This window comes from Nostoc sp. UIC 10890 (genome assembly GCF_054786515.1).
Genome location: NZ_JBSGKF010000001.1, coordinates 417,060 through 440,621 on the forward strand (window position 1 = coordinate 417,060; position 23,562 = coordinate 440,621).

A 23,562-nucleotide genomic window follows, 5' to 3' on the forward strand; every position below is an offset into this window, starting at 1 on the left:
TAAGAAAATCCATGATTCTTAATAGCAATAACAAGAAGGAAGTATGTTAAAAAACTTCTGGTACGCTTGTGAGTTTAGCGCCGCCGTTACTAACAAGCCCAAGCAAGTGCGGATATTAAATCAGAAATTAGTCTTTTACCGTAACGCTAAAGGACAACTGATAGCTCTCCAAGATCGGTGTCCCCATCGTGGTGCTGCCTTGTCTCTCGGTTGGGTAAAAGATGATTGTATCCATTGCCCCTATCATGCTTGGAAGTTTCAAGCAGATGGGAAATGTATTAATATTCCTGCTAATCAACCCGGAATTCCTATTCCCAAGAATGCTCGTGTAGATAGCTATCCAATCCAGGAAAAATACGGTTTTATCTGGCTATTTTATGGAGACTTACCAGAAGAAGAACGTCCACCAATCCCACCCTTGCCAGAATTTGAAGACCCAAGCCTACAGAAAATTTTCTTTGAATACGAACTGAATGCTCACTACACCCGCACGCTAGAGAATGATATGGATATGTCTCATGTATCTATTATTCATTCCAAGTCCTTTGGCAATGGGTTTGCATTAGAGCAAAAAATGGAAGATTACGAGCTGAATGTAGGGGAGTGGGAAGGTCACGCTAAAGTTAATGTCCGAGATTATACCAAAGCAAAAGACCTTTTCGCCTTTGTGTTTCGCCCATTGAAAGCCAATGTGAAGGTGACTTTAGGCTTTTATATGCCTAATATTACTCGGTTAGTGGTTGACTTCGGTCGTGGCAAGCTGGTTAATTTTACTGTCCACGTTCCTGTTGACGATCGCACCACAATTACCAAGCGAATTCAGTTTCGCAGTTTTTTAACTTTCCCTTGGGCTGATGGCATCTTTCAACGAGCAGCTTATAAAGTTGTAATGGAAGATAAGGGAGTGGTTGAGTCCGAATATCCGATGGCAGTCCCCGATAAGTTGTCAGACGAAGTTCACGTTCCTTGCGATAACTTATCTCTTGCTTATCGCAAACTTCGGCAAAAATGTTTGGCTATGGGATGGGGTATGAAACCTTATCAGACCGAATCAGATAACTCGAACGGAAATTTAACGCCACCTTCTTCTGAGAAAACAGAATGGTTTGTTTCAGCCATAGTGGGCGATCGCTCATGAACAGCTTTTGTCTTATTGCTTCATGTATAACCATAGATTTTGACCCCTCTCCAAACCTCTCCCCGAAGCGGAGAGAGGCTTTGAAACCCAGTTTTAGTTTTTCTCTCGTTGTATGAAACCACCCTGCCCTCTCCGAAACGGAAAGGGAGGAGCAACGAAAAATTAAGCTTTTTACTCCCCTCTCCGTGTCGGAGAGGGGTTGGGGGAGAGGTCAAATAAGACTTGTCGAACTCACGTTAAATTTAGAGTTCGCATAACTAGGGCGGCGGGCAAGATGCCCACCCCACAAGATTGGATTGTTGCAAATCCCAAATACTTGAAATGACAATTATTAAATCCAGGGAGAAATGTATGGGGAATTATACGTTACTGCAAGCGGCGCGAGGTGAAGTACTCGATCGCCCTCCGGTATGGGTGATGCGCCAAGCAGGTCGCTACATGAAAGTTTATCGAGACTTGCGTCAGAAGTATCCTTCCTTCCGCGATCGCTCCGAGAACCCTGATTTAGCTGTGGAAATCTCGCTGCAACCTTTCCGTGCCTTCCAACCCGATGGGGTGATCATGTTCTCAGATATCCTCACACCGTTGCCTGGTATGGGTATCTCCTTTGACATTATCGAAAGTAAAGGGCCAATATTCGAGCAGCCAATCCGCACGCCAGCCCAAATTGAAGCGCTGACTGACCTCAATCCCGAAGCTTCTTTACCCTTCGTGCAGCAAATTCTGAGGACGCTACGCCAAGAAGTTAACGGTCAAGCTACCGTCTTGGGCTTTGTTGGCGCTCCTTGGACGCTAGCTGCCTATGCAATTGAAGGTAAAAGCTCGAAAGACTACGCCATCATCAAAAGAATGGCTTTCTGTCAACCTGCAATGCTGCATCAATTTTTAGGTAAGCTGGCAGATGCGATCGCAGTTTACGCCCGCTACCAAATTGATGCCGGGGCCCAAATCGTGCAACTGTTTGACTCTTGGGCAGGACAACTCAGCCCTGAAGATTTCCAAACGTTTTCTCTACCTTACCTGCAACGAGTTGTGCAACAGGTGAAAGCAACGCACCCGGACACGCCTCTGATTTTGTATATCAACAACAGTGCTGGAATCCTAGAGTTAATGGCACAATCGGGTGTCGATATCATTAGCGTAGACTGGACTGTAGATATGGCAGTAGCACGGCAGCGACTCGGCGCAAATATTGGAGTGCAAGGAAATATCGATCCCTGCGTGTTATTCGGTACTAAAGAACTAATCCGCGATCGCATTCTGGACACAATCCGCAAAGCGGGGAATCAGAAGCACATCCTTAATCTCGGTCACGGGATTTTACCGAACACTCCAGAAGAGAATGTTGCTTTCTTTTTCGAGACAGTCAAGCAGCTCAACTACGCGTCAAACAATCTCAACTAAAAGCTATGACTTCAGTGCAACCCGCTTCATCTAATATTTCCAGTCCCGTTCGCACCATCCGCATCGGTTCTCGTAAAAGCCAACTCGCACTCGTGCAAACTTACTGGGTTCGAGAACAACTCCAAAAGCATTTTCCCGATATTTCCTTTGAAGTCCACACCATGTCCACCCAAGGCGACAACATCTTGGATGTGGCATTAGCCAAGATTGGCGATAAGGGATTATTCACCAAAGAACTTGAATTGGGAATGCTCAATCAGGAGATTGACTTTGCGGTTCACTCTCTCAAGGATCTGCCAACCTGCTTGCCAGAGGGGTTAGCCTTAGCAGCCGTAACAGAACGGGAAAACCCAGCAGATGCTTTAGTTGTGCATGAAAAGCACAAAGATAAGCAAATCGATACGCTGCCAGAAGGCACAGTTATCGGCACTTCTTCCTTGCGCCGCCTTGCCCAATTGCGTTATCACTTCCCCCATTTTACTTTTAAGGATGTGCGCGGCAACTTAAATACACGCTTGGCAAAGTTAGATGATGGAGAGTACGATGTGCTGATTTTGGCAGCAGCAGGGTTGCAGCGATTGGGAATGAGCGATCGCATTCATCAAATTCTGCCAACCGAACTTTCTCTTTATGCTGTCGGACAGGGAGCGTTAGGGATTGAATGCCGCGCTGATGATTTGCAAGTGCTGTCATTACTCAAAGCAATCGAACACATCCCTACCCGCGATCGCGTTTTAGCCGAACGTGCCTTCTTGCGAGAATTAGAAGGTGGCTGCCAAGTACCAATCGGTGTTGATACGCAACTGGACGGAAATACACTGACATTAACAGGATTAGTCGCCAGCGTCGATGGCAAACGTCTAGTCAAAGATTCTGTTACCGGCACTGTTAGCGAGGCAGAAAATTTAGGTATTCAATTAGCTCATAAATTGCGGCAACAGGGAGCTACAGAGATTTTGGCTGAAATTTTCCAGACAGTCCAGCGTAGTTAGGTAGACACAAGTTGAATTACCCCCCTTAATCCCCCCTTAGAAAGGGGGGAAACAGCAAATCTAGTTCCCTCCCCAATACATACGGGGAGGGTTAGGGTGGGGTAAAACTGACACTAAAACTCAGTGAGTAAACTATTTCAGACTTGTGTGTACCCCTTACCCTTTACCCATATTCTGCAAGAAGTCTATTGGCTAAGTAAAGCCTTTGATCGTTCATTTTAATACTATGTTTCCAATTCATCGCCCGCGCCGGCTGAGAAGCCATCCCCAATTGCGGCGGATGGTGCGCGAAAACGTCCTGACAACTAGCGATTTAATCTACCCGCTTTTTGCCGTACCGGGTGAGGCGATCGCTAACGAAGTCAAATCCATGCCTGGAGTTTACCAGCTTTCTGTAGATAAAATCGTCGAAGAAGCGAAGGAAGTCTACGACCTCGGCATTCCAGCTATTATTTTATTTGGCATTCCTGAAGATAAGGATTCAGATGCAACGGGCGCTTGGCACAATTGCGGGATCGTTCAAAAAGCTGCTACTGCCGTTAAAGAAGCTGTACCCAACTTAATCATTATCGTCGATACTTGCTTGTGCGAATACACTAGTCACGGTCACTGCGGCTATTTAGAAGTAGGAGATTTAACCGGGCGCGTTCTCAACGACCCAACCCTGGAATTGCTGAAAAAAACGGCAGTTTCACAAGTCAAAGCGGGTGCAGATATCATCGCGCCATCTGGAATGATGGATGGTTTCGTCCAAGCCATTCGTTCGGGTTTAGATGAAGCAGGCTACCAAGATACGCCAATATTATCTTACGCCGCCAAGTATGCCTCGGCTTATTACGGGCCTTTCCGCGATGCCGCCGACTCAACACCGCAATTTGGCGATCGCAGAACCTACCAAATGGACTCCGGTAACGGTCGTGAAGCCTTAAGAGAAATCGAACTCGACATTACCGAAGGTGCAGATATGTTAATGGTTAAGCCAGCCTTGGCCTACATGGATATTATCTGGCGCGTTAAGGAAGCAAGCAACTTACCCGTTGCAGCTTACAACGTTTCTGGCGAATACTCGATGGTTAAAGCTGCTGCCCTCAACGGTTGGATTGACGAAGAACGAGTGGTAATAGAAACATTGACTGGCTTTAAACGGGCTGGCGCTGACTTAATTCTCACCTATCATGCCAAAGATGCTGCTCGTTGGTTAGCGAAACTTGGCAATTAAAGTTTCTAGTAGTTCGCTTTCGTGACGCAAGCGGGGTAAGGGGTAAGGGGGAAAGGGTAAAGGGTAAAGGGTAAAGGGTAAAGGGTAAAGGGTAAAGGGGAAGGTGGGACCCCCTTTGGGGATAAGGGGCAGGGGAAAAGGTTTTAAATCCCTTACCCTTTCCCCAGCGCTCACAAGCACATTTTTGGGTTGGCAGACCAATAGTTTTGATTTAATGTCGTTGGCGTAGAAAAGGAAGTCTTGTATGTTCATTCCACTCGGTTTTGTTCAACGCTCTGCTTTAACCACCTTGGGAAAAATGGCCTATTACACTAACCAAGGTGAACTTTGGGCAACCGATGGAATGGGCGATACGCCATCGGACACGCTGCGCGACCGCGAAACTTTGATATTCTTCCACGGTATTGGAGGTGGAGCATCTGCCTACGGGTGGTCGAAGGTGTATCCAGCATTTGCAGGGGAGTATAGAGTGTTAGCACCCGACTTAATTGGCTGGGGGCGATCGGATCATCCCGAACAAAATTATCTCCCAGGCGACTACATCGCGATGCTGATTGAGTTCATCGAGAAGACTTGCGAAGGCCCTGCAACAATAATTGCTGCTTCCCTAACTGGAGCATTTGCAATTCGAGCGGCAATCGAACGTCCCGACCTGTTTAAGTCACTCATTCTCACGGTTCCTTCAGGCGTCAAAGATTTTAGAGAATACTACAGCAATAGCTTTTTCGCTCAAATTGCCAGTATTCCTATTCTCGATCGCGTTCTTTACGCAGGCCAAGTCAGCAGCTTTGGCATTCGTGACTTTTTTGAGCGAGTGTTTGCTCAACCCAATCGTCTTTCTCCCGAAATTGTAGAAGCTTTTGTGCAATCGGCACAGCAGCCAAATGCCGAGTATGCTGCCCTGTCATTTTTACAAGGTAGCTCATGCTTCGATCTATCAGAATACATTCCAAAATTGACAACGCCTACCATCTTTATTTGGGGAAGCCAAGCGAAGTTTACAGGGCCGGAGGTAGGGCGTCGCCTTGCAAATCTAAATCCACAAGCAATCCAAGCATTTATAGAACTAGAAGATGTAGGGTTAAATCCAGAACTGGAAGTGCCGGAAGTAATTATCGGATTAATTCGGAAGTTTTTGCCTGTGTTAGCACAGTAAATTTTTGATATTGCGCTTCTTAGTTGAGTAGGCTACTGCCAAGAACACCAAGAGTTCTTAAAGCCCTATCTTTAATGCATCGACCCGCACCTTTGATGCATCGACCCGCACCTTTGATGCATCGACCTGCACCTTTGATGCATCGACCTGCACCTTTGATGCATCGACCCGCACCTTTGATGCATCGACCCGCACCTTTGATGCATCGACCTGCACCTTTGATGCATCGACCTGCACCTTTGATGCATCGACCTGCACCTTTGATGCATCGACCTGCAAAAATTAACTTTCCCTACGTTACGCAACAACTCTAAAAGATTTGTGTATACACCTACAAACTTTCAAAATTTATCGAATTTCTTCAAATGTTCGTTATTAGGAAAAATAGGTTGATCTTATGAAGACTACTTTAACTCCTCAAGTAACTCAATCCAAATCTCTACCCCCAGTTGATGCCAAGATTAGAGTCAGTCAATTGATGCGACAGTTGCAAGACGAAATCTCTCAGGGTTTGCAACAGCTAGATGGCGGAGGCACGTTTCAGGAAGATGCATGGGAACGACCTGAAGGAGGCGGCGGCAGATCCCGCGTCATCCGCGACGGTGCAGTATTCGAGCAAGGTGGAGTTAACTTTTCTGAAGTCTGGGGTTCTCACCTGCCGCCTTCAATCTTGGCACAACGTCCAGAGGCAGAGGGACATCAGTTTTATGCCACCGGAACTTCAATGGTATTGCATCCGCGCAATCCTTACGTGCCAACTGTTCATCTCAACTACCGCTACTTTGAAGCTGGCCCGGTTTGGTGGTTTGGTGGCGGCATCGATCTAACGCCTTACTATCCGTTTGCTGAAGATGCAGCCCATTTTCATCACACATTAAAGCAGGCTTGTGACGCGCACGATCCCGAATATTATTCAGTCTTTAAACCTTGGTGCGACGAGTATTTTTATCTCAAACATCGTCAAGAAATGCGGGGCATTGGTGGGATCTTTTTTGACTATCAGGACGGTCAAGGTCAGCTTTATCGAGGCCCCGATCCCAAAGGTACAGCAGCAATCACCAGCGATCGCCTTGGCATACCAGCATCCCGCAATTGGGAAGAATTATTTGCATTCGTGCAGGATTGCGGTAAAGCTTTTCTACCTGCTTACACGCCAATTGTCAAGCGGCGGCAGTCAATGGAGTATGGCGATCGCGAACGTAATTTTCAATTATATCGGCGCGGACGCTACGTTGAATTCAATTTAGTTTACGATCGCGGCACAATTTTCGGTCTGCAAACTAACGGGCGCACCGAGTCAATTTTGATGTCTTTACCTCCATTAGTGCGTTGGGAGTATGGCTATCAACCCGAACCAAACACCCCAGAAGCCGAGTTATACCAAGTATTCTTAAAGCCTCAAGATTGGGCAAGCCTGACATCGCTTCTGGTTTAACTTTTGCCGTCAAAACATAAGACTTGTCATTCGTCATTTGTCATTTGTCATTTGTCATTTGTCATTTGTCATTCGTATTTACAAAGGACAAATGACTAATGACCAAGGACGATTTTACTAAAGTCCTCACTGAAATTTGAAGGATTGACATGAATTTACAATTGCTCTCGAAACCTTCAAAGCAATGGACGCTGGCTGTCGTTGTCGGTGGTACCGCCCTTACAGGAATTATCGCTTTCTATGGTATTTCTCAATCAAATTCTCAATCAAAACCAACCAGCAAACCCATTGAAGTTGTGCAAACCAGACCAAAGATTGAGGAAATTACCGCTTTAGGACGGATAGAACCAGCAACGGAAGTCATCAAAGTATCCGTCCCTGCTACGTTAAGCAACGATCGCGTCGCCAAATTGCTTGTACAGCGTGGCAGTGGCGTTAAAGCAGGTCAAGCGATCGCCATTATGGATTCGCGCGATCGTTTGCAAAATGCTCTACTAGAAGCACAAGCACAAGTCAAAGTATCCCAGGCACAGTTAGCCAAGGTACAAGCTGGCGCAAAATCTGGAGAGATTGCCGCCCAAAAAGCTGAAATCGCTCGCCTTGAACAAGAGTTAAAGGGCGAAATAGCTACTAGAGATGCTACTATCTCTCGCTGGCAAGCCGAAGTCAAAACTGCCAATAGTGAGTACAATCGCTATTCCTCGCTTTACCAAAACGGAGCGATTTCTGCGGTGGAAGTAGATCGAAAACAACTTGCTCTGGAAACAACGCAAGCACAGCTTACTGAAGCGAGAGCTAACCAAAATAAGAGTGTAGATACTCTACGGCAGCAGATCAAGCAAGCTAAGGCAACCTTAGATGAGATTGCTGAGGTACGTCCGGTAGATGTGCAAGCAGCTGATGCCGAGGTCAATAAAGCGATCGCCGCAGTCAAAAAGGCTGAAGCTGATCTTGCAGAAGTTTATATTCGCGCCCCCATAGCAGGTCGCATTCTCGATATTAAAGCCAAACCCGGAGAAGTTGTTGGCTCCAAAGGCATTGCCGAACTCGGACAAACTAGCTCCATGCAAGCGATCGCAGAGATATATCAAACTGATATTGGCAAAGTTCGTGAAGGTCAACAGGTAACAATTTCGAGTGAGTCTTTTTCCCCAGAGTTACGCGGAACCGTTCGGCTCATTGGACTACAAGTGATCCAACAAGAAGTAACTAGCGGCGAACCTGGAGAAAACCTCGATCGCAAAGTCATTGAAGTGAGAATTGCACTCGATCCCCAAGATAGCAAACGAGTTGCGAACTTAACTAACTTGCAAGTACAGGTTGCCATTCAGCCAAATAACAATATCAACCAATAAGAGGCAACAGGCAAAATTAATACTAATGCTCAAAAATAATGCGACAAATAGACCATTTTGTAGAGATGCGATTCATCGCGTCTTCACTTCACCCAAAGATGTGTTCCTTGAATTTTGAATTTTGAATTTATAATTTTTAATTGGAGCGAAGCGACTTGACTATCAAAACATTTATATTCGGTAAATTATTCCGCAAAACCCCACTTGCCTGGCGGCAAATGAGCCGTCAAAAGACCCGTTTATTAGTTGCAATAGCAGGAATTGCCTTTGCTGATTTTCTGATGTTTTTTCAATTAGGAGTTAGAGATGCACTCTTTGATTCGCAAGTTACCCCTTATACCACCCTTAAAGGAGATTTATTTTTAGTCAATAAACTGTCTGATAACTTGCAATCTATCAAAAGTTTTTCCAGAAATAAGCTCTATAAAATAGCAGGTGTTAACGGTGTAGAATCCCTAGCGACGCTATATGTGAGTCAAGCATCGTGGCGAAATCCTGAAAATCGAGCTAGCCGTCAAATTTTTGTCTACGGAATCGATCCGAATCAGCCAGCATTTGACTTACCAGAACTCGATGGACAACTGAATAAACTAAAATTATTAAATCGAGCGCTGTTTGACAGAGCCGGATTGGTTCCTCAGCTTGGGGACGTTCCTAGTTTGCTGAAAAAACAGAATCCGCTTTCTGTTCAAGCTAACGATTATCAAATTAAAATAGTTGGATTATTTAAGCTCGGTTCTTCTTTTTCTGCTGACGGTAATCTAATCGTCAGCGATTCTACCTTTTTACGGCTCTTTCCCCAACGCCGATCAAACGAAATCGATCTGGGTATTGTTGACGTAGAAACAAATGCCTCGATTGAGCAGATCCAGGCTGATTTACGAGCCAAGCTACCGGATGATTTACTAGTACTAAACCTTGCTGAATTCACTGCCCGTGAAAGTGCATATTGGTCTACAGGCTCCTCTATTGGCCCGACTTTTAACCTCGGTGTTGCAATTGGTTTTTTAGTCGGAGCAGTTATCGTTTATCAAATTCTCTATACTGATGTCTCCGATCATTTGCCCGAATACGCAACGTTAAAAGCAATGGGTTACAGCGATATATATCTGATTGGAGTTATCGCTCAAGAAGCTTTTACTTTAGCGCTTTTAGGCTTTCTTCCAGGTTTTTTGCTATCGAGTGGATTTTACATCTTTTTTCAGTCTGTGACGTTTTTACCGACTACGATGAAACTAGCTCGTGCGGGAACTGTGCTAATTTTGACTTTCGTCATGTGTATTGGAGCCGGAGCGATCGCTATGCAAAAGTTACGAGCAGCCGATCCGGCTGATATCTTCTAAGTTTTGAGCAATCGAGTGATGAATTTTGAGTTGAAGTTTAGAGGATGTTTTAAAAGTAGTTAGCTGTGACTTTAACCGAATTATTACCCCCCTTAATCCCCCCTTATAAAGGCTACGGTGTACACACAAGTCCTAAAAACCTAGCTTGATAAGACTTTCCTCGTTCCCAGTCTCCGACTGGGAATGCATTCATTGAGTCTCTGACTCAATGCCAGATTGGAGGCAGAGCCTCCACGAGGAGCATTCCCATGTAGAACATGGGAACGAGATAAAAACGAGGTAAACGAGATAAACAAGAGAAGAATGGAAAATCAAGCTTTTTTCGACTTGTGTGTACACCGTAGCCTTATAAAGGTGGGAAACAAGAAAATCCGGTTCCCTCCCCTTTATAAGGGGAGGGTTAGGGTGGGGTAAAGAAATATTTGATACATCAATCATGAGTTTTAAAACATCCTCTTAGAAAAATATCGCATTTTAAAACTCATAGTTTTCTAGAACAAAACCCAAATTTACGGTTTAACTCTCATGTTGCAAGAAATGAGTCAGGGAACTCAAAGTTCAAAACTCAAAATTCAAAACACTTCCCAAAAACCCGTTATTTCAGTTTGCCATCTCGATTACTACTTCGGTCGGGGAGAACTCTGCAAGCAAGTCTTGTTTGATATTAATCTCGACATTTATTCTGGAGAGATTGTGATTATGACTGGGCCATCCGGTTCTGGTAAAACCACTTTACTAACACTAATAGGTGGATTGAGATCCGCGCGGGAAGGCAACCTGAAAGTTTTGGGACAGGAAATATCTGGGGCTAGTAAGCGGCAACTGATGCAAGTGCGGCGACAGATTGGTTATATTTTTCAAGCACACAATTTATTAACTTTCTTAACTGCAAAGCAGAATGTCCGAATGTCTTTGGAATTACACGATGAGTACCTAAAGCAAGATATGGATCGGCTGGCAACGGATACTCTGAAAAGTGTTGGTTTAGGCGATCGCATCGATTATTATGCAGATAGTCTTTCTGGAGGGCAAAAGCAGCGAGTTGCGATCGCTCGTGCCCTAGTCAGTCGTCCTAAAATTGTTCTTGCCGACGAACCTACTGCTGCTCTCGATAAAAAGTCAGGCCGCGATGTTGTAGATATCATGCAGCGTTTAGCTAAAGAGCAGGGTTGCACCATTTTACTCGTCACTCACGATAATCGAATTCTCGATATTGCCGATCGCATTATCCACATGGAAGATGGACGGTTAGTACAAGAAATGGGAAAGTAAGAAACTATCTAATTTGGCTAGTGAGATCGTGATTTTTTATTGGGATTAATTTTAGCTATTTGTGAAAGTCTTATGAGTCAAACCGAAGAACCAAAATATTGCGTATTGCAATCTTATGATGATATTGAAATTCGGCAATACGAGCCAAAAATTGTTGCTGAAACAGTAATTCAAACTGAAAGAGATCGAGCAAACAAGGCTGCATTTTCGATTCTTGCCGCTTACATATTTGGTGAAAACACATCTGTAACCAAAATTGCCATGACTGCGCCTGTCACGCAATCCCAGCCAAGTGAAAAAATCGCCATGACTGCGCCTGTGATTCAACAAGAAGCGGGGGAAAATGATCGGGCTACTTGGGCGGTACAGTTCGTGATGCCCTCAGAATATACGCTAGCAACGCTGCCAAAACCAAAAGACTCTCGCATTACTATCAAAGAAGTTCCCAGCAACAAAGTAGCGGCAATCCGTTTCTCCGGTCTAGCTGAGGATGAACAATTGCAAGAAAACGAAGCCAAATTATCTGCTTTTCTGGCTCGGCAAGGTATCGAGACAAAAGGTAAAGCGATTTATGCTTTTTATGACTCTCCGTTCATCTTGCCCGCATTTAGACGCAATGAAGTCATGCTCGAATTGAAATAATAGACTTCTTGGCATTTGTCGGGGTAAAGGGTGGGGTAAAGGGTAAAGAAACTCAAAATCCTTCCCCTTTCCCCCTTCCCCTTTACCCCTTCCCCCTTCCCCCTTACCCCGCCAAGTTTCCTTGACGAACTACTAGATTCTCGCTTTTTGCGATCGCATCAGATCAAATATCTCAGGAGAAAAATTATGATTGCAACGACTCGCTTAAAAACCACTCAATCGGAAGAAATCTTTGCTGCTGCCCAAAAATTAATGCCAGGAGGAGTTAGTTCCCCCGTGCGGGCTTTCAAATCTGTTGGTGGACAGCCAATCGTATTCGATCGCGTCCTTGGCGCTTACATTTGGGATGTGGATGGCAATCAATATATCGATTATGTTGGCAGTTGGGGGCCGGCTATCTGCGGTCACGCTCATCCTGAAGTCATTGCTGCTCTGCACGATGCCCTAGAAAAAGGAACTAGCTTCGGTGCGCCCTGCTATCTAGAAAATGTACTGGCACAGATGGTAATCGATGCTGTTCCTAGTATCGAGATGGTGCGTTTTGTCAACTCCGGCACGGAAGCTTGTATGGCTGTTCTTCGTCTGATGCGAGCTTTTACGGGGCGGGAGAAAGCAATCAAGTTTGAAGGCTGCTACCACGGACACGCCGATATGTTTCTCGTTAAGGCTGGCTCTGGTATTGCCACTCTCGGCTTGCCCGATTCTCCTGGTGTGCCCAAATCCGTGACTAGCAACACGCTGACCGCTCCTTTCAACGATTTAGAAGCAGTAAAAGTATTGTTCGAGCAAAATCCCGGTGAAATTGCTGGTGTAATTCTTGAACCAGTGGTTGGAAATGCAGGTTTTATTCCACCTGCTGCGGGTTTTCTTGAAGGTTTGCGAAAACTGACGCAAGAACATGGAGCGCTGCTGGTATTTGATGAAGTGATGACAGGCTTTCGGATCGCTTACGGTGGAGTGCAGGAGAAATTTGGTGTCATTCCTGACTTAACTACCTTGGGTAAGGTGATCGGCGGCGGTCTGCCAGTCGGTGCTTATGGTGGTCGCCAAGAAATTATGTCGATGGTTGCTCCAGCCGGAAACGTGTATCAAGCCGGAACGCTTTCGGGCAATCCACTGGCAATGACGGCAGGGATCAAGACGTTAGAGTTGTTGCAACGACCTGGAACTTACGAGCATCTCGATCGCATTACAAAGCGACTCACAGAGGGGATGCTGGAGATTGCCAAAGAAACAGGTCATGCTGCCTGCGGTGGTCAGATTAGCGGGATGTTTGGTTTCTTCTTTAACGAAGGCCCGGTTCGCAATTATGAGGATGCTAAGAAGTCTGACTTAAGTAAATTTGCTCGTTTCCATCGCGGGATGTTAGAACATGGAGTTTATTTAGCTCCATCTCAATTTGAAGCCGGATTTACTTCTTTAGCTCATACCGAAGCAGACATTGATCGCACCCTCGAAGCAGCCCGAACAGTCATGTCTCAGTGAACTTCTTGCAAAAGTCGGGGAAGGGGTAAAGGGGAAGGGGTAAGGGGGAAGGGGGAAGGGGTAAAGGGGAAAAAACTCAAAATCTTTACCCTTTACCCTTTACCCTTTACCCTTTACCCTTTACCCTTTACCCTTTCCCCGCCAAGTGAACTTGGCGAACCACTAGGCTAATGGTTTGAGCTTAGATAACTGCTCCTAAAGAGGTCAACGTGGCAGTTGCCGCTTCAGTTAAACCTTTAACTCCGACAATATTCATTTGCTCATAGGGCTTACTCGCTCTCATGGTTTTTAAGCATTTGCCTGCTCCGATATCCCAAAGTCTAATCGTTTCATCGTCACCGCCACTAACCAAGGTTTGGTTGTCTGGACTAAAGGCAACTGACCAAACCAAGCCTGTATGTCCGTGCAAAACTTTCAGGCATTCACCCGTGCAAACGTCCCACAACTTGATTGTCAGATCGTGACTCGTGCTAGCCAGTATCTTGCCATCAGGGCTAAAGGCGATCGATTGCAACCAGTTTGTGTCTGCTTGCAAAACGTTGAGGCACTCACCCGTGTGCGGATTCCACAGTCTGATTGTTCGATCTGGACTAGCACTTGCTAGTGTATTACCATCAGGGGCGATCGCAATTGCCCAAATCCAACTCGTGTGTCCTGCCAACGTTCTGAGGCAGTTACCCGTGTGAATATCCCATAACTTGATCGTTTGATCCCAGGAGCCACTCGCCAATATCTCTCCTTGAGAGATGAAGGCAACCGACCAAACCGCAGCGTTATGTCCCTGTAAGGTTCTTAAGGTTCGACCTGAACGAACGTCCCATAATTTTATAGTACAGTCCTCACTGCCACTGGCGATCGCCTGGCTATCTGGACTAAAGGCAATCGACAAAACTGCTGCACGATGTCCTTGTAAGGTTCTTAAGGTTTTACCTGAAGGAACATCCCATATTTTTAGTGTTTTATCTACACTACTGCTGACTAGGATATTTCCTTCATGATTAAAGATAACTGAATGAACCGAGTTGGAATGTCCCTTTAACACTTGGAGGCATTCACCAGTTGCGGTATCCCATAACCTCACAGTGCGATCGCGGCTGCTACTAGCAAAAATTTGACCAATGCTTGGTAAGCTAGCACTAACAGGACTAAAGGTAACAGAGAGTATTTGATTGGTATATCCTTGTAGGGTCTTGAGGCATTCACCTGTATCGACACTCCATAGCTTCACGGTTTGATCGTGTCCGCCGCTAGCCAAAAGCTTGCCTTGGGGACTGAAGGCAACTGCAAAAACCCAACTGAAATGTCCTTGAAGCGTTTTGAGGCATTCACCTGTATCAACACTCCATAGTTTCACAGTTTGATCGTGCCCACCGCTAGCCAAAAGGTCGCCTTGCGGGCTGAAGTCCACTGAAAAAACTCGATTTGAATGCCCCAGAAGTGTTTTGAGACATTCACCCGTTTGAGTTTTCCATAGCCTAATAGTTTGATCCTCGCTGCCACTTGCCAGTATCTGACCATCTGGACTGAGGTTTATTGACCGTATTCCACTATTATGATGTTTTTCAAACGTTTGCATACACTGTTCAGTGTTGATATTCCACAATTTAAGAGTGCGATCGTCACTACCACTCAACAGTTGAGTATCTCCCCTAAAGACAACAGAGAGTACCCAACTAAGATGTCCCTGGAGTGTTTTGAAGCATTCTCCAGTGCTGCTATTCCATAGCTTCACGGTGCAGTCATCGCTGCCACTTGCTAACGTGCAATTATCTTGGCTAAATGCAACCGACCAAACCTCATTTGTATGCCCTTCTAAGGTGCGAAGGCACTGACCAGTACTAACATCCCATAGCTTTATTGTGTAATCTGTGCTACCGCTAGCGAGAATCTTACCATCAGGGCTGAACGTCAGTGATGTTACCCAACTTTTATGTCGCGTGCAGATCAAGAGTGGTTGCACATCGCTAACTTGGTACAGATGAATTTCTCCATTACTGTCACCTACCGCCAGAAGTTCTCCATCAGGACTAAAGGCTATCGCATGAATAGCACCAAAGGTTTCAGTAAACGTACACCTCACTAGATGGGCGTAAGCAAAATTCGTATTTTGCAAATTTACATCTCGTAGGTCAGCCTGCCAAATGCTGAGGCCAGAAAAATCATAGCCCGTTAAATTAGTTCCTAGCTGATTGAGTAAGTTAAGAATATTACCTGCTACATATCCCGGCTCCAAGGGTGACTTCTCTCGCTGTTTGAGTAAGATTTGAGTCAGTTCATATTCCAAGTTTTTTTTGCCTTGCAACAGTAGAATTAATCGGTTAATCACGGCACAGAGAATGAGACGAATTTGAGTCTCTCTGATATAGTCTTTGGCAGTAGCTTTGATCAGAGCATGGCTTCTAAAAAGCGAAAACTCCTGCTTAACAATCTCCTCACAAACTTGCTCAATCAAGCGACTTGTCACATACTCCATCACAACTGGTTGTAGGGTGAAGTAGGCTGTATCTCGTTCGATGAGCGATCGCCGTCCCAAAGATTCCAGCGTTTCAATTAAATTGAGTTGGGGAAAAGGTGATACTAAATCTTCTCGTAATTTGGAGAGGGTTACTGGCTCCCGATTAATCGCTAGCCAGTACATTACATCTTTTCCCTCATCAGATAAACGCTCAAATTGCTGCTCTAATAAATCACGAAGATCGCCAAATACGGTGGTTTCCTCTTTTAAAAACTCAGAAATATAACCATCAAATAAATCTTGAATCGTAGTTGCCACAATTTTTAAGGCTAAGGCATTGCCTCCATAGCGTTTGACCAGTGCGTTAAATTGAGTTTCTAGACCTTTGAGCCTCTTACTCTTAAGAATTTCCTCTCCCTCTCCTTCTTTTAGTCCACCCAATCTCAAAGTTCGCACTGGTAAGACTTCTCCTTCTAGAGAGGCAACCTCTTTAGGTTTTTCTCGCGTTGTGAGTAGCAAGCAACTCTGGTGGTCTGATTTACCTACTCGTTTGAGGAGTTCGCCATACTGCTCATATCCAAGGTTATATTGTCCGGCTCGACTTCCACCACGTAACACAGCGTCTACATTATCGAACACGACCAAGCAGCGCATCTCCTTAAAGTAGTTAAGCAGCAGGGAAATCTTATCACTAACGCTTTCCGGCAATTCTGCCTCAGTTTCTTGCTCGTCAGATAGAAACTGAATGATGCTAGCTAAGAATGTATCAATGGGTGGAGCGTCATATAGCGATCGCCAGACAATACAATCAAATTTGTCCTGCATAAGTTCTGCCAATTTGATCGACAGACTAGTTTTCCCGACTCCACCCATTCCGAGAATGGTCACTAATCGACAGCGATCCTTCAGCAACCACTCATCCAGAGTACTGAGTTCTTCTGTACGTCCGTAAAATGCTAAGACAGAAACAGCTTCCCCCCAATCTTGACGGCAATTGGGGTCTGAGGTCGAATAGTAGCCTTCGCATAGGCGGCTATCAAAACCAAGAAAGAGAGCCTCAAGTGTTCGCTTGTCAACTCCCTTTCTACGGTTTAAAACTTTTCTAATTGTTAGAGGGTCTAAGTTAGTGCGGTAGCTTAACTCTTCAAGAGTGAATCTCTTGCCAAAATTATCTCGAAACTCAAACTTGTGCCTTGCTTCTTCGAACTTCTGTAAACCAACAGAAGTGAGTATAACTCCGCGCTTACGTCTTAGCATACCCAAATTCCTCTACAGACAAAGATAGATTTAGCACAGAACTTAAGTACTTTTTCACCCAAGATATAGGAATCCGCTTTGATTTCTGAACTAATTTGCGTAGGCAGGCAATAGGCAATAGGCAATAGGCAACAGGCAACAGTCAAGAAGGCTTCTTAGTTGTACTGAGTTTTTTCAGAAATCAAATATGAGTCCTATATATTTATGACTGAAGTTTAGACTAAATGGTGAGAAAAAGTTGTACAGTGACCATCAGCAAGAGATTAAGATAATTGCACATTTGTCAAGAGGGTGCAGAAAAAGGCAGCAATTCCAAATTCAAAAATTTAAGAGGAATCAGTCGCTGGAGAGAGTTGTGAGTCGTTGAGCATGAAGTCAATTAAATGCTGCCAACTTTCAAACAGGAAATACTATACTTGGTGAGGCTGAGGATATCTTGAAAGAATACAAGTGCGAGTGCCACGCTGCAAGCGGATTTGTTGGTATTGAAAATCATCCTGCCAGCACGGTATCTTTTATGCTGTAGCGAGTTGCATTACTGGCAAGCCTTGGGTCTTTGGTTTAAGCGTTAGCGTTCGCGGAGCGTCTCGTAGAGAAGCTCGCCGTAGGCATCGCTTGTTGGAGAAATCCCAGCATTACTCCAAAACTCAGGTCAAAATTTGAATTTGGAATTGCTGAACAAAATCCCTCAATACTTTAGAGTTAATAATAAACTCAATTCCAAAGCGCGATCGCAATGACTGATAAAGAACTCAAACATCTACTTGAGAGTAACGCTAAAACAGTCCAAGCTATGTTAGATGAAATGGCGGAAGCACGTCAGGAACGCCAAGAACTCCGAGAAGGAATGCTCCAAATCCAGAATGCAGTAGCACAATTAACCACCATACAAGAGAGAATAACCAATTTACTAGTTTCTCTCGATGGCGATCGCCCCACAATTCTCAAAAAACTCTCAGCACTGGAAACTAAACTCGATCAGTTATTGCAGCAAAACCCAACAGACGAGTTAGGGTAAACGTTCATAATAATGCCTAGACGTGTTGAAACAACATTTATTTTCCTTAAACAGTCGATAATGTAAATAAATGTAAAAAATCCTCAGGCAGGATAGAAGCATCTATGCGTGTAATTTTGATGACCGGTAAAGGCGGCGTGGGCAAAACTTCCGTCGCTGCTGCAACTGGACTCCGTTGTGCGGAACTAGGCTATCAGACATTGGTTTTAAGTACAGATCCTGCTCACTCCCTAGCAGACAGTTTTGACATGGAACTGGGACATGCACCCCAAAAAATTCGCCCAAATCTGTGGGGTGCGGAACTGGATGCGCTACAAGAACTGGAGGGAAACTGGGGTGCTGTGAAACGTTATATTACCCAAGTTTTACAGGCAAGGGGTTTAGATGGCGTACAGGCGGAAGAATTGGCTATTCTACCAGGCATGGATGAGATTTTTGGCTTGGTGAGAATGAAACGCCATTACGATGAAGGTGAGTTTGATGTCTTAATTATCGACTCGGCCCCCACCGGCACAGCACTGCGTTTGCTAAGTTTGCCTGAAGTCGGTGGCTGGTATATGCGCCGTTTTTACAAACCATTTCAAAACATCTCGGTGGCACTTCGACCTCTAGTGGAACCTTTGTTTAGACCAATTGCTGGTTTTTCGCTACCTGATAAAGAGGTAATGGATGCACCTTATGAGTTTTACGAACAAATTGAAGCTCTGGAAAAAGTATTAACAGATAATACTCAAACCTCAGTGCGTCTTGTCACTAATCCTGAAAAGATGGTGATTAAAGAGTCTCTCCGTGCCCATGCCTATCTGAGTTTGTATAATGTTGCAACAGATTTAGTAGTGGCTAATCGGATTATTCCAAGTGAAGTCCAAGACCCATTTTTCCAACGTTGGAAGGAAAGTCAGGAACAATATCGCCGAGAAATTCATGATGATTTTCACCCTCTACCTGTAAAAGAAGTTCCTCTATTTTCCGAAGAGATGTGCGGTTTAGCTTCTTTAGAACGCCTGAAGGAAACCCTTTACAAAGATGAAGATCCAACTCAGGTTTATTACAAAGAAACAACTCTAAGAGTTGTACAAGAGGAAAACCAATACAGTTTAGAACTTTACTTACCTGGTATTCCTAAAGACCAAGTTCAATTGAGTAAAACCGGAGACGAATTAAACATTACAATTGGCAACCATCGTCGTAATTTAGTTTTGCCGCAAGCCTTGGCAGCACTACAGCCAGCAGGGGCAAAGATGGAGGACGATTATCTAAAAATCCGCTTTGCTGACAGCGCAAAAATTTAATGTTGGGCGTTTTTCTGTCAACAAAAAATTACAAATAAACAGCAAGAATCATTCCTCGTAAGTTCAACAGACGCAATTTTATTAGCGTCTGTTTTTATAATTTTTGGTGAATCTTTATAAAAAGCAAAAATATTTTTGTTAGTAATTTGCCGTAGTTTTACTGAAGACAAAATGATGAAATAAATTTGAAAATGTCATTAGATTTAATTATCTTTGTTTTGTAAATTATTTATTGAATATATTATAAGCAATGACTTCTAACATTGAACAACATTTGCCCTTATGTCGCCATGAAGAAAGTTTATTACGTCGCATTACAAACCGTATCCGACGTAGCTTAGAGTTGGAAGAAATTATCACAGTGACAACGTCAGAGGTGCGATCGCTATTAAAAACTGACCGCGTGATGATTTACAAATTTCATCCCGATGGTAGTGGTCAAGTGATTGCTGAGTCAATTTACGAAAATCGGTTGCCATCATTACTAGGACTAAATTTTCCTGCTGACGATATTCCCCTCAGCGCCCGTGAACTATTTATCAAATCACGGGTGTGTTCTGTTGTAAATCTTGAGACTCAAGAAATTGGTCAAATTCATCTGCGTGACTTGGAAAATGGAGAAACTATATCAGAGGAAATCTGTTACCGCCCTGTAGATTCCTGCCATATTGAATATTTGACGGCAATGGGGGTAAAGTCTTCTGTAGTAGCGCCTATTCTCTATCAAGATGAACTCTGGGGGCTGCTGGTGTCTCATAATTCCCAAGCGCATTTGATTTCAGAATATGAACTAGAAGCAGTACAGACGGTAGTTGATCAACTGTCAGTGGCGATCGCTCAAAGTACCCTTCTGGCTCAAGTCCGCAAAACAGCCGAACGGGAAGCGATCGTTAACCGCATTGCAACTCTACTGCATTCACTGCCGACGATTGTATTACAACCAGCCTTAGAAGCGGCTGTTGCTGCCTTTAATGGTGTTGGTGGCAGACTTTGTATTAGAAATGCAGCTTTTGATTTCCACAGTGGCAACATCACCAGCTTCACAGAATGCTTAATACCAGGAAATAACTGTATTAAGCTTTATATCTGTGGAGAACAACCTGTGATGCCAGAACAAACTATATATCCACTCATAGAGCAGTATAGTATCTGGCAAGAACACTATAAGTCTAGTAACTACGATGTTTGGGCGATTTCAGATATATATAACACCCCTGACTTGCGAAGTTTGCAAGTTGCTTTTCAACCAACTAAAATTCGCAGCATATTGACAATTCCACTCCAGTATCGCCAGCAGTTACTAGGCTACTTAAGTATTTTCCGCAACGAAGTAGATACAGAAACTTTATGGGCGGGGCAGTATGAGTGCGATCGCAGGCAACTGTATCCCCGGCGATCCTTTGAGGCTTGGCGCGAATCTAAAAAAGCACAAGCTCAAAAATGGACGGTTGAAGACATTGAACTGGCTAGAAACCTCGGTAAACACTTTGCTTCAGCAGTTCAGCAGTATGAACTACACCAACAAGTACAAGTCTTCAATGAAAATTTAGAAAAACAAGTTAAAAGACGCACAATTGAGTTACAACGGACATCTGAACAAGAACAGGCTGTGTTTAAAGTTATTGCCGAAATTCGTGAATCTCTAGACACAGATACTATTTTTCAAACAACCACTAAAGAAGTTTGTCAATTAATTAAAGCCGATCGCGTTTCTGTTTATCGTTTCGATTCTAGTTGGGGTGGTGAATTTGTTGGGGACTTTGAGGCTGCTAGTCCATACTGGTCGAATGAGTCTGAACTAGGTATTAATACAATTTGGAATGACACCTACTTACAAGACACAGAGGGAGGACGTTACCGCAACAATGAAACATTTGCAGTCGATGACATTTATAGTATGGGGTTTACTCAGTGTCATATCGACAATCTAGAGCAGTTTCAAATTCACGCTTTTGTGCTTGCTCCGATTTTTATTGGGCAAAAACTTTGGGGTTTGCTGGCAACTTATCAACACACCGGCCCTCGGCAATGGAAAGGTTCTGAAGTTAACTTTCTCAGTCAGATTGCTGCCCAAATGGGAGTAGCACTTCAGCAAGCTGAATTACTCAATCAGACACGACAACAGACGTTAGATTTGCAACAAGCAGCAGAACAACAACGGGTATTGTTTGAAGTTGTGGCAAAAGTTAGGGAATCCCTTGATCTAGATGCGATTTTTCAGACAACCACCCAAGAAATTTGTAAATCACTACAAGCCGATCGAGTTGCAGTCTACCGCTTCCAGCCTGATTGGAGTGGTGAATATATCGCCGAGTTTGTGGGCGATGGCTGGTTAAAGCTAGTAAGTGACCATACCAAAACAATTTGGCAAGATAGCTATTTGCAAGAAACCCAAGGTGGGCGATATCGTCACAATGAAACTTTTGTAGTTGATGACATCTATGAAGCTGGCCACTCTCAATGCCACATTGCAGTTTTAGAGGAAATTCAGGCAAGGGCTTATGCGATCGCACCTATATTTATTGGGCAACAGCTATGGGGCTTGCTAGCAGCATATCAGAATTCTGCACCCCGCCATTGGGAAGCTTCGGAAATTAAGTTTATTACTCAAATTGCCAATCAGCTTGGGGTTGCGCTCCAACAAGCCCAATTACATAATCAAACCAAAGAGCAGACCCAAAAGTTGGCTCAAGCTTTGCATGATTTACAGCAAACTCAAACCCAACTGATCCAAACTGAGAAAATGTCCTCACTTGGTCAACTGGTAGCTGGTATTGCCCACGAAATTAACAATCCCGTCAACTTCATTTATGGCAACATCAATCATGTCAACGATTACGCCCAAGATTTACTGAGTATACTAGACCTTTATTTGCAAAATGCCCCTAACCCCAGCCCTGAGATTCGCGATCGCGCCTTCGAGATCGACTTAGAATTTCTCATGGAGGATTTACCCAAAACTCTATCTTCCATGAAAGTTGGCATTGATCGTATCCGGCAGATTGTCTTGGGTTTACGGAATTTCTCTCGCCTCGATCAGGCAGAAAAGAAGCCAGTTGATATTCATGAGGGCATTGATAGCACCTTGCTAATTTTGCAGCATCGCTTGAAAGCAAAACCGGAAAGTCCGGCGATTAAATTAGTCAAAGAATACAGTGACCTTCCCTTGGTAGAATGCTATGCCGGGCCACTGAATCAAGTATTTATGAATGTTTTAAGCAATGCGATCGATGCTCTAGAAGATTACAGGGAATCTCAATCACAACCTCATAGCAGTGAAATTACCATCAGTACTGCTCTTGGGGAACTTGAAGGCAATGTCAAGAGTGTAGTAATTCGCATTGCAGACAATGGCTCAGGAATACCCGAAGCCTTGAAGGCAAGAATCTGCGACCCATTTTTTACTACTAAGCCAGTAGGAAAAGGCACTGGCTTGGGGTTGTCAATTAGTTACCAGATTGTCGTAGATAAACACGGTGGTGTGTTTAAATGTGATTCTCAGCCGGGGTTAGGAACAGAATTTTGGATTGAAATTCCGATTAGACAAATCACCAAATCGCACCATCAACTCCCGTAGGTTGCAATACTTTTCGAATAAGCCTAACAATCTCAACTTTTTGTCTGGGAAAAGGTTAAAGGGTAAGGGGAAAGGTGAATTCAAACCTTTTCTTTTACCCTTTAAGGGACTTCCAAATAAAAAAATACTCAACTACTTCTTGTGGGGTGGGCGCCCGCCCGTATGCAAAGGCGGGCGAGACGCCACTGGTGTCAACTTAACGCGAAACCGCACCTCCGCCAGCACGTCCGCCAGGGATTGTAAATCCCTGTCTCATAGCTAAAGTCCTCTGAAGAGGACTAAAGAGAAAGAGCGCAAAAATTTTCAGTCTACTTCAGTAGACTTGAGCAATTAGTCAGGGATTTACAATCCCTGGCGGGTGAACAACACCCAATCAGTACGCTATTTTTGGCTTAGGTTGACACCAGTGGCGAGACGCCCACCCCACAATATTGGGTAATTTATTTTTTGGAAGTCCCTAACCGAAAAGTATTGCCCTAGGTTGGAGAGCTACCGCCGTGTACCGCCGTGGATGGGTTAGGC

The 23,562-nt window shown here is 44.4% G+C and carries 16 protein-coding genes; 15 read left to right on the forward strand and 1 reads right to left on the reverse strand.

What is annotated here, in order from left to right; genetic code table 11:
* The first annotated feature begins 43 nt into the window (after positions 1-43).
* From ACWATR_RS01815 to hemL, 12 genes are all read left to right on the forward strand, one after another.
* On the forward strand, positions 44-1,138 hold the full coding sequence (locus ACWATR_RS01815; protein ID WP_460328918.1) for an aromatic ring-hydroxylating dioxygenase subunit alpha: 1,095 nt from the start codon (positions 44-46) through the stop codon (positions 1,136-1,138).
* Positions 1,139-1,489: 351 nt separating this feature from the next.
* Positions 1,490-2,542, forward strand: coding sequence for a uroporphyrinogen decarboxylase (gene hemE, locus ACWATR_RS01820; protein ID WP_460328920.1), 1,053 nt, complete (start codon positions 1,490-1,492; stop codon positions 2,540-2,542).
* Positions 2,543-2,547: 5 nt separating this feature from the next.
* Complete coding sequence (hemC, locus tag ACWATR_RS01825) at positions 2,548-3,534, forward strand: hydroxymethylbilane synthase (RefSeq protein ID WP_460328922.1); 987 nt, start codon at positions 2,548-2,550, stop codon at positions 3,532-3,534.
* 226 nt (positions 3,535-3,760) lie between these two features.
* Complete coding sequence (gene hemB, locus ACWATR_RS01830; RefSeq protein WP_460328925.1) at positions 3,761-4,753, forward strand: porphobilinogen synthase; 993 nt, start codon at positions 3,761-3,763, stop codon at positions 4,751-4,753.
* Between the two features lie 244 nt (positions 4,754-4,997).
* Positions 4,998-5,909, forward strand: coding sequence for an alpha/beta fold hydrolase (locus ACWATR_RS01835; protein ID WP_460328927.1), 912 nt, complete (start codon positions 4,998-5,000; stop codon positions 5,907-5,909).
* A gap of 74 nt (positions 5,910-5,983) precedes the next feature.
* Complete coding sequence (locus ACWATR_RS01840) at positions 5,984-6,223, forward strand: hypothetical protein (protein WP_460328929.1); 240 nt, start codon at positions 5,984-5,986, stop codon at positions 6,221-6,223.
* A gap of 83 nt (positions 6,224-6,306) precedes the next feature.
* Positions 6,307-7,344: an oxygen-dependent coproporphyrinogen oxidase gene (hemF, locus tag ACWATR_RS01845; protein WP_460328931.1), complete on the forward strand. Its 1,038-nt coding sequence runs from the start codon at positions 6,307-6,309 to the stop codon at positions 7,342-7,344.
* 149 nt (positions 7,345-7,493) lie between these two features.
* On the forward strand, positions 7,494-8,699 hold the full coding sequence (locus ACWATR_RS01850; protein ID WP_460328934.1) for an ABC exporter membrane fusion protein: 1,206 nt from the start codon (positions 7,494-7,496) through the stop codon (positions 8,697-8,699).
* 155 nt (positions 8,700-8,854) lie between these two features.
* Positions 8,855-10,042, forward strand: coding sequence for an ABC transporter permease DevC (gene devC / locus ACWATR_RS01855; protein WP_460328936.1), 1,188 nt, complete (start codon positions 8,855-8,857; stop codon positions 10,040-10,042).
* A 537-nt stretch (positions 10,043-10,579) separates the two neighbouring features.
* Entirely contained in the window at positions 10,580-11,314 is a 735-nt protein-coding gene (locus ACWATR_RS01860) for a DevA family ABC transporter ATP-binding protein (protein ID WP_460340144.1), read from the forward strand.
* A 72-nt stretch (positions 11,315-11,386) separates the two neighbouring features.
* Positions 11,387-11,956, forward strand: coding sequence for an SOUL family heme-binding protein (locus ACWATR_RS01865; RefSeq protein ID WP_420762883.1), 570 nt, complete (start codon positions 11,387-11,389; stop codon positions 11,954-11,956).
* Positions 11,957-12,142: 186 nt separating this feature from the next.
* Positions 12,143-13,441 carry a glutamate-1-semialdehyde 2,1-aminomutase gene (gene hemL / locus ACWATR_RS01870; protein ID WP_460328940.1) on the forward strand — a complete coding sequence of 433 codons (1,299 nt, stop codon included), beginning with the start codon at positions 12,143-12,145 and terminating at the stop codon, positions 13,439-13,441.
* A 181-nt stretch (positions 13,442-13,622) separates the two neighbouring features.
* On the opposite strand, the gene ACWATR_RS01875 is transcribed toward hemL, so the two are convergent.
* On the reverse strand, positions 13,623-17,153 hold the full coding sequence (locus ACWATR_RS01875) for a WD40 domain-containing protein (protein ID WP_460328942.1): 3,531 nt from the start codon (positions 17,151-17,153) through the stop codon (positions 13,623-13,625).
* A 736-nt stretch (positions 17,154-17,889) separates the two neighbouring features.
* Here ACWATR_RS01875 and ACWATR_RS01880 point away from each other — a divergent pair.
* The 3 genes from ACWATR_RS01880 (at position 17,890) to ACWATR_RS01890 (ending at position 23,040) form a co-directional block, all read left to right on the forward strand.
* The gene (locus tag ACWATR_RS01880; RefSeq protein WP_069074808.1) at positions 17,890-18,171 is read left to right on the forward strand and encodes a hypothetical protein; all 282 of its coding nucleotides are present in this window, start codon (positions 17,890-17,892) and stop codon (positions 18,169-18,171) included.
* Positions 18,172-18,275: 104 nt separating this feature from the next.
* A complete protein-coding gene (locus tag ACWATR_RS01885) occupies positions 18,276-19,463 on the forward strand; it encodes a TRC40/GET3/ArsA family transport-energizing ATPase (RefSeq protein ID WP_460328945.1) in 1,188 nt (395 codons plus the stop codon).
* Positions 19,464-19,713: 250 nt separating this feature from the next.
* Complete coding sequence (locus ACWATR_RS01890; RefSeq protein ID WP_460328948.1) at positions 19,714-23,040, forward strand: GAF domain-containing protein; 3,327 nt, start codon at positions 19,714-19,716, stop codon at positions 23,038-23,040.
* Positions 23,041-23,562 lie beyond the last annotated feature (522 nt).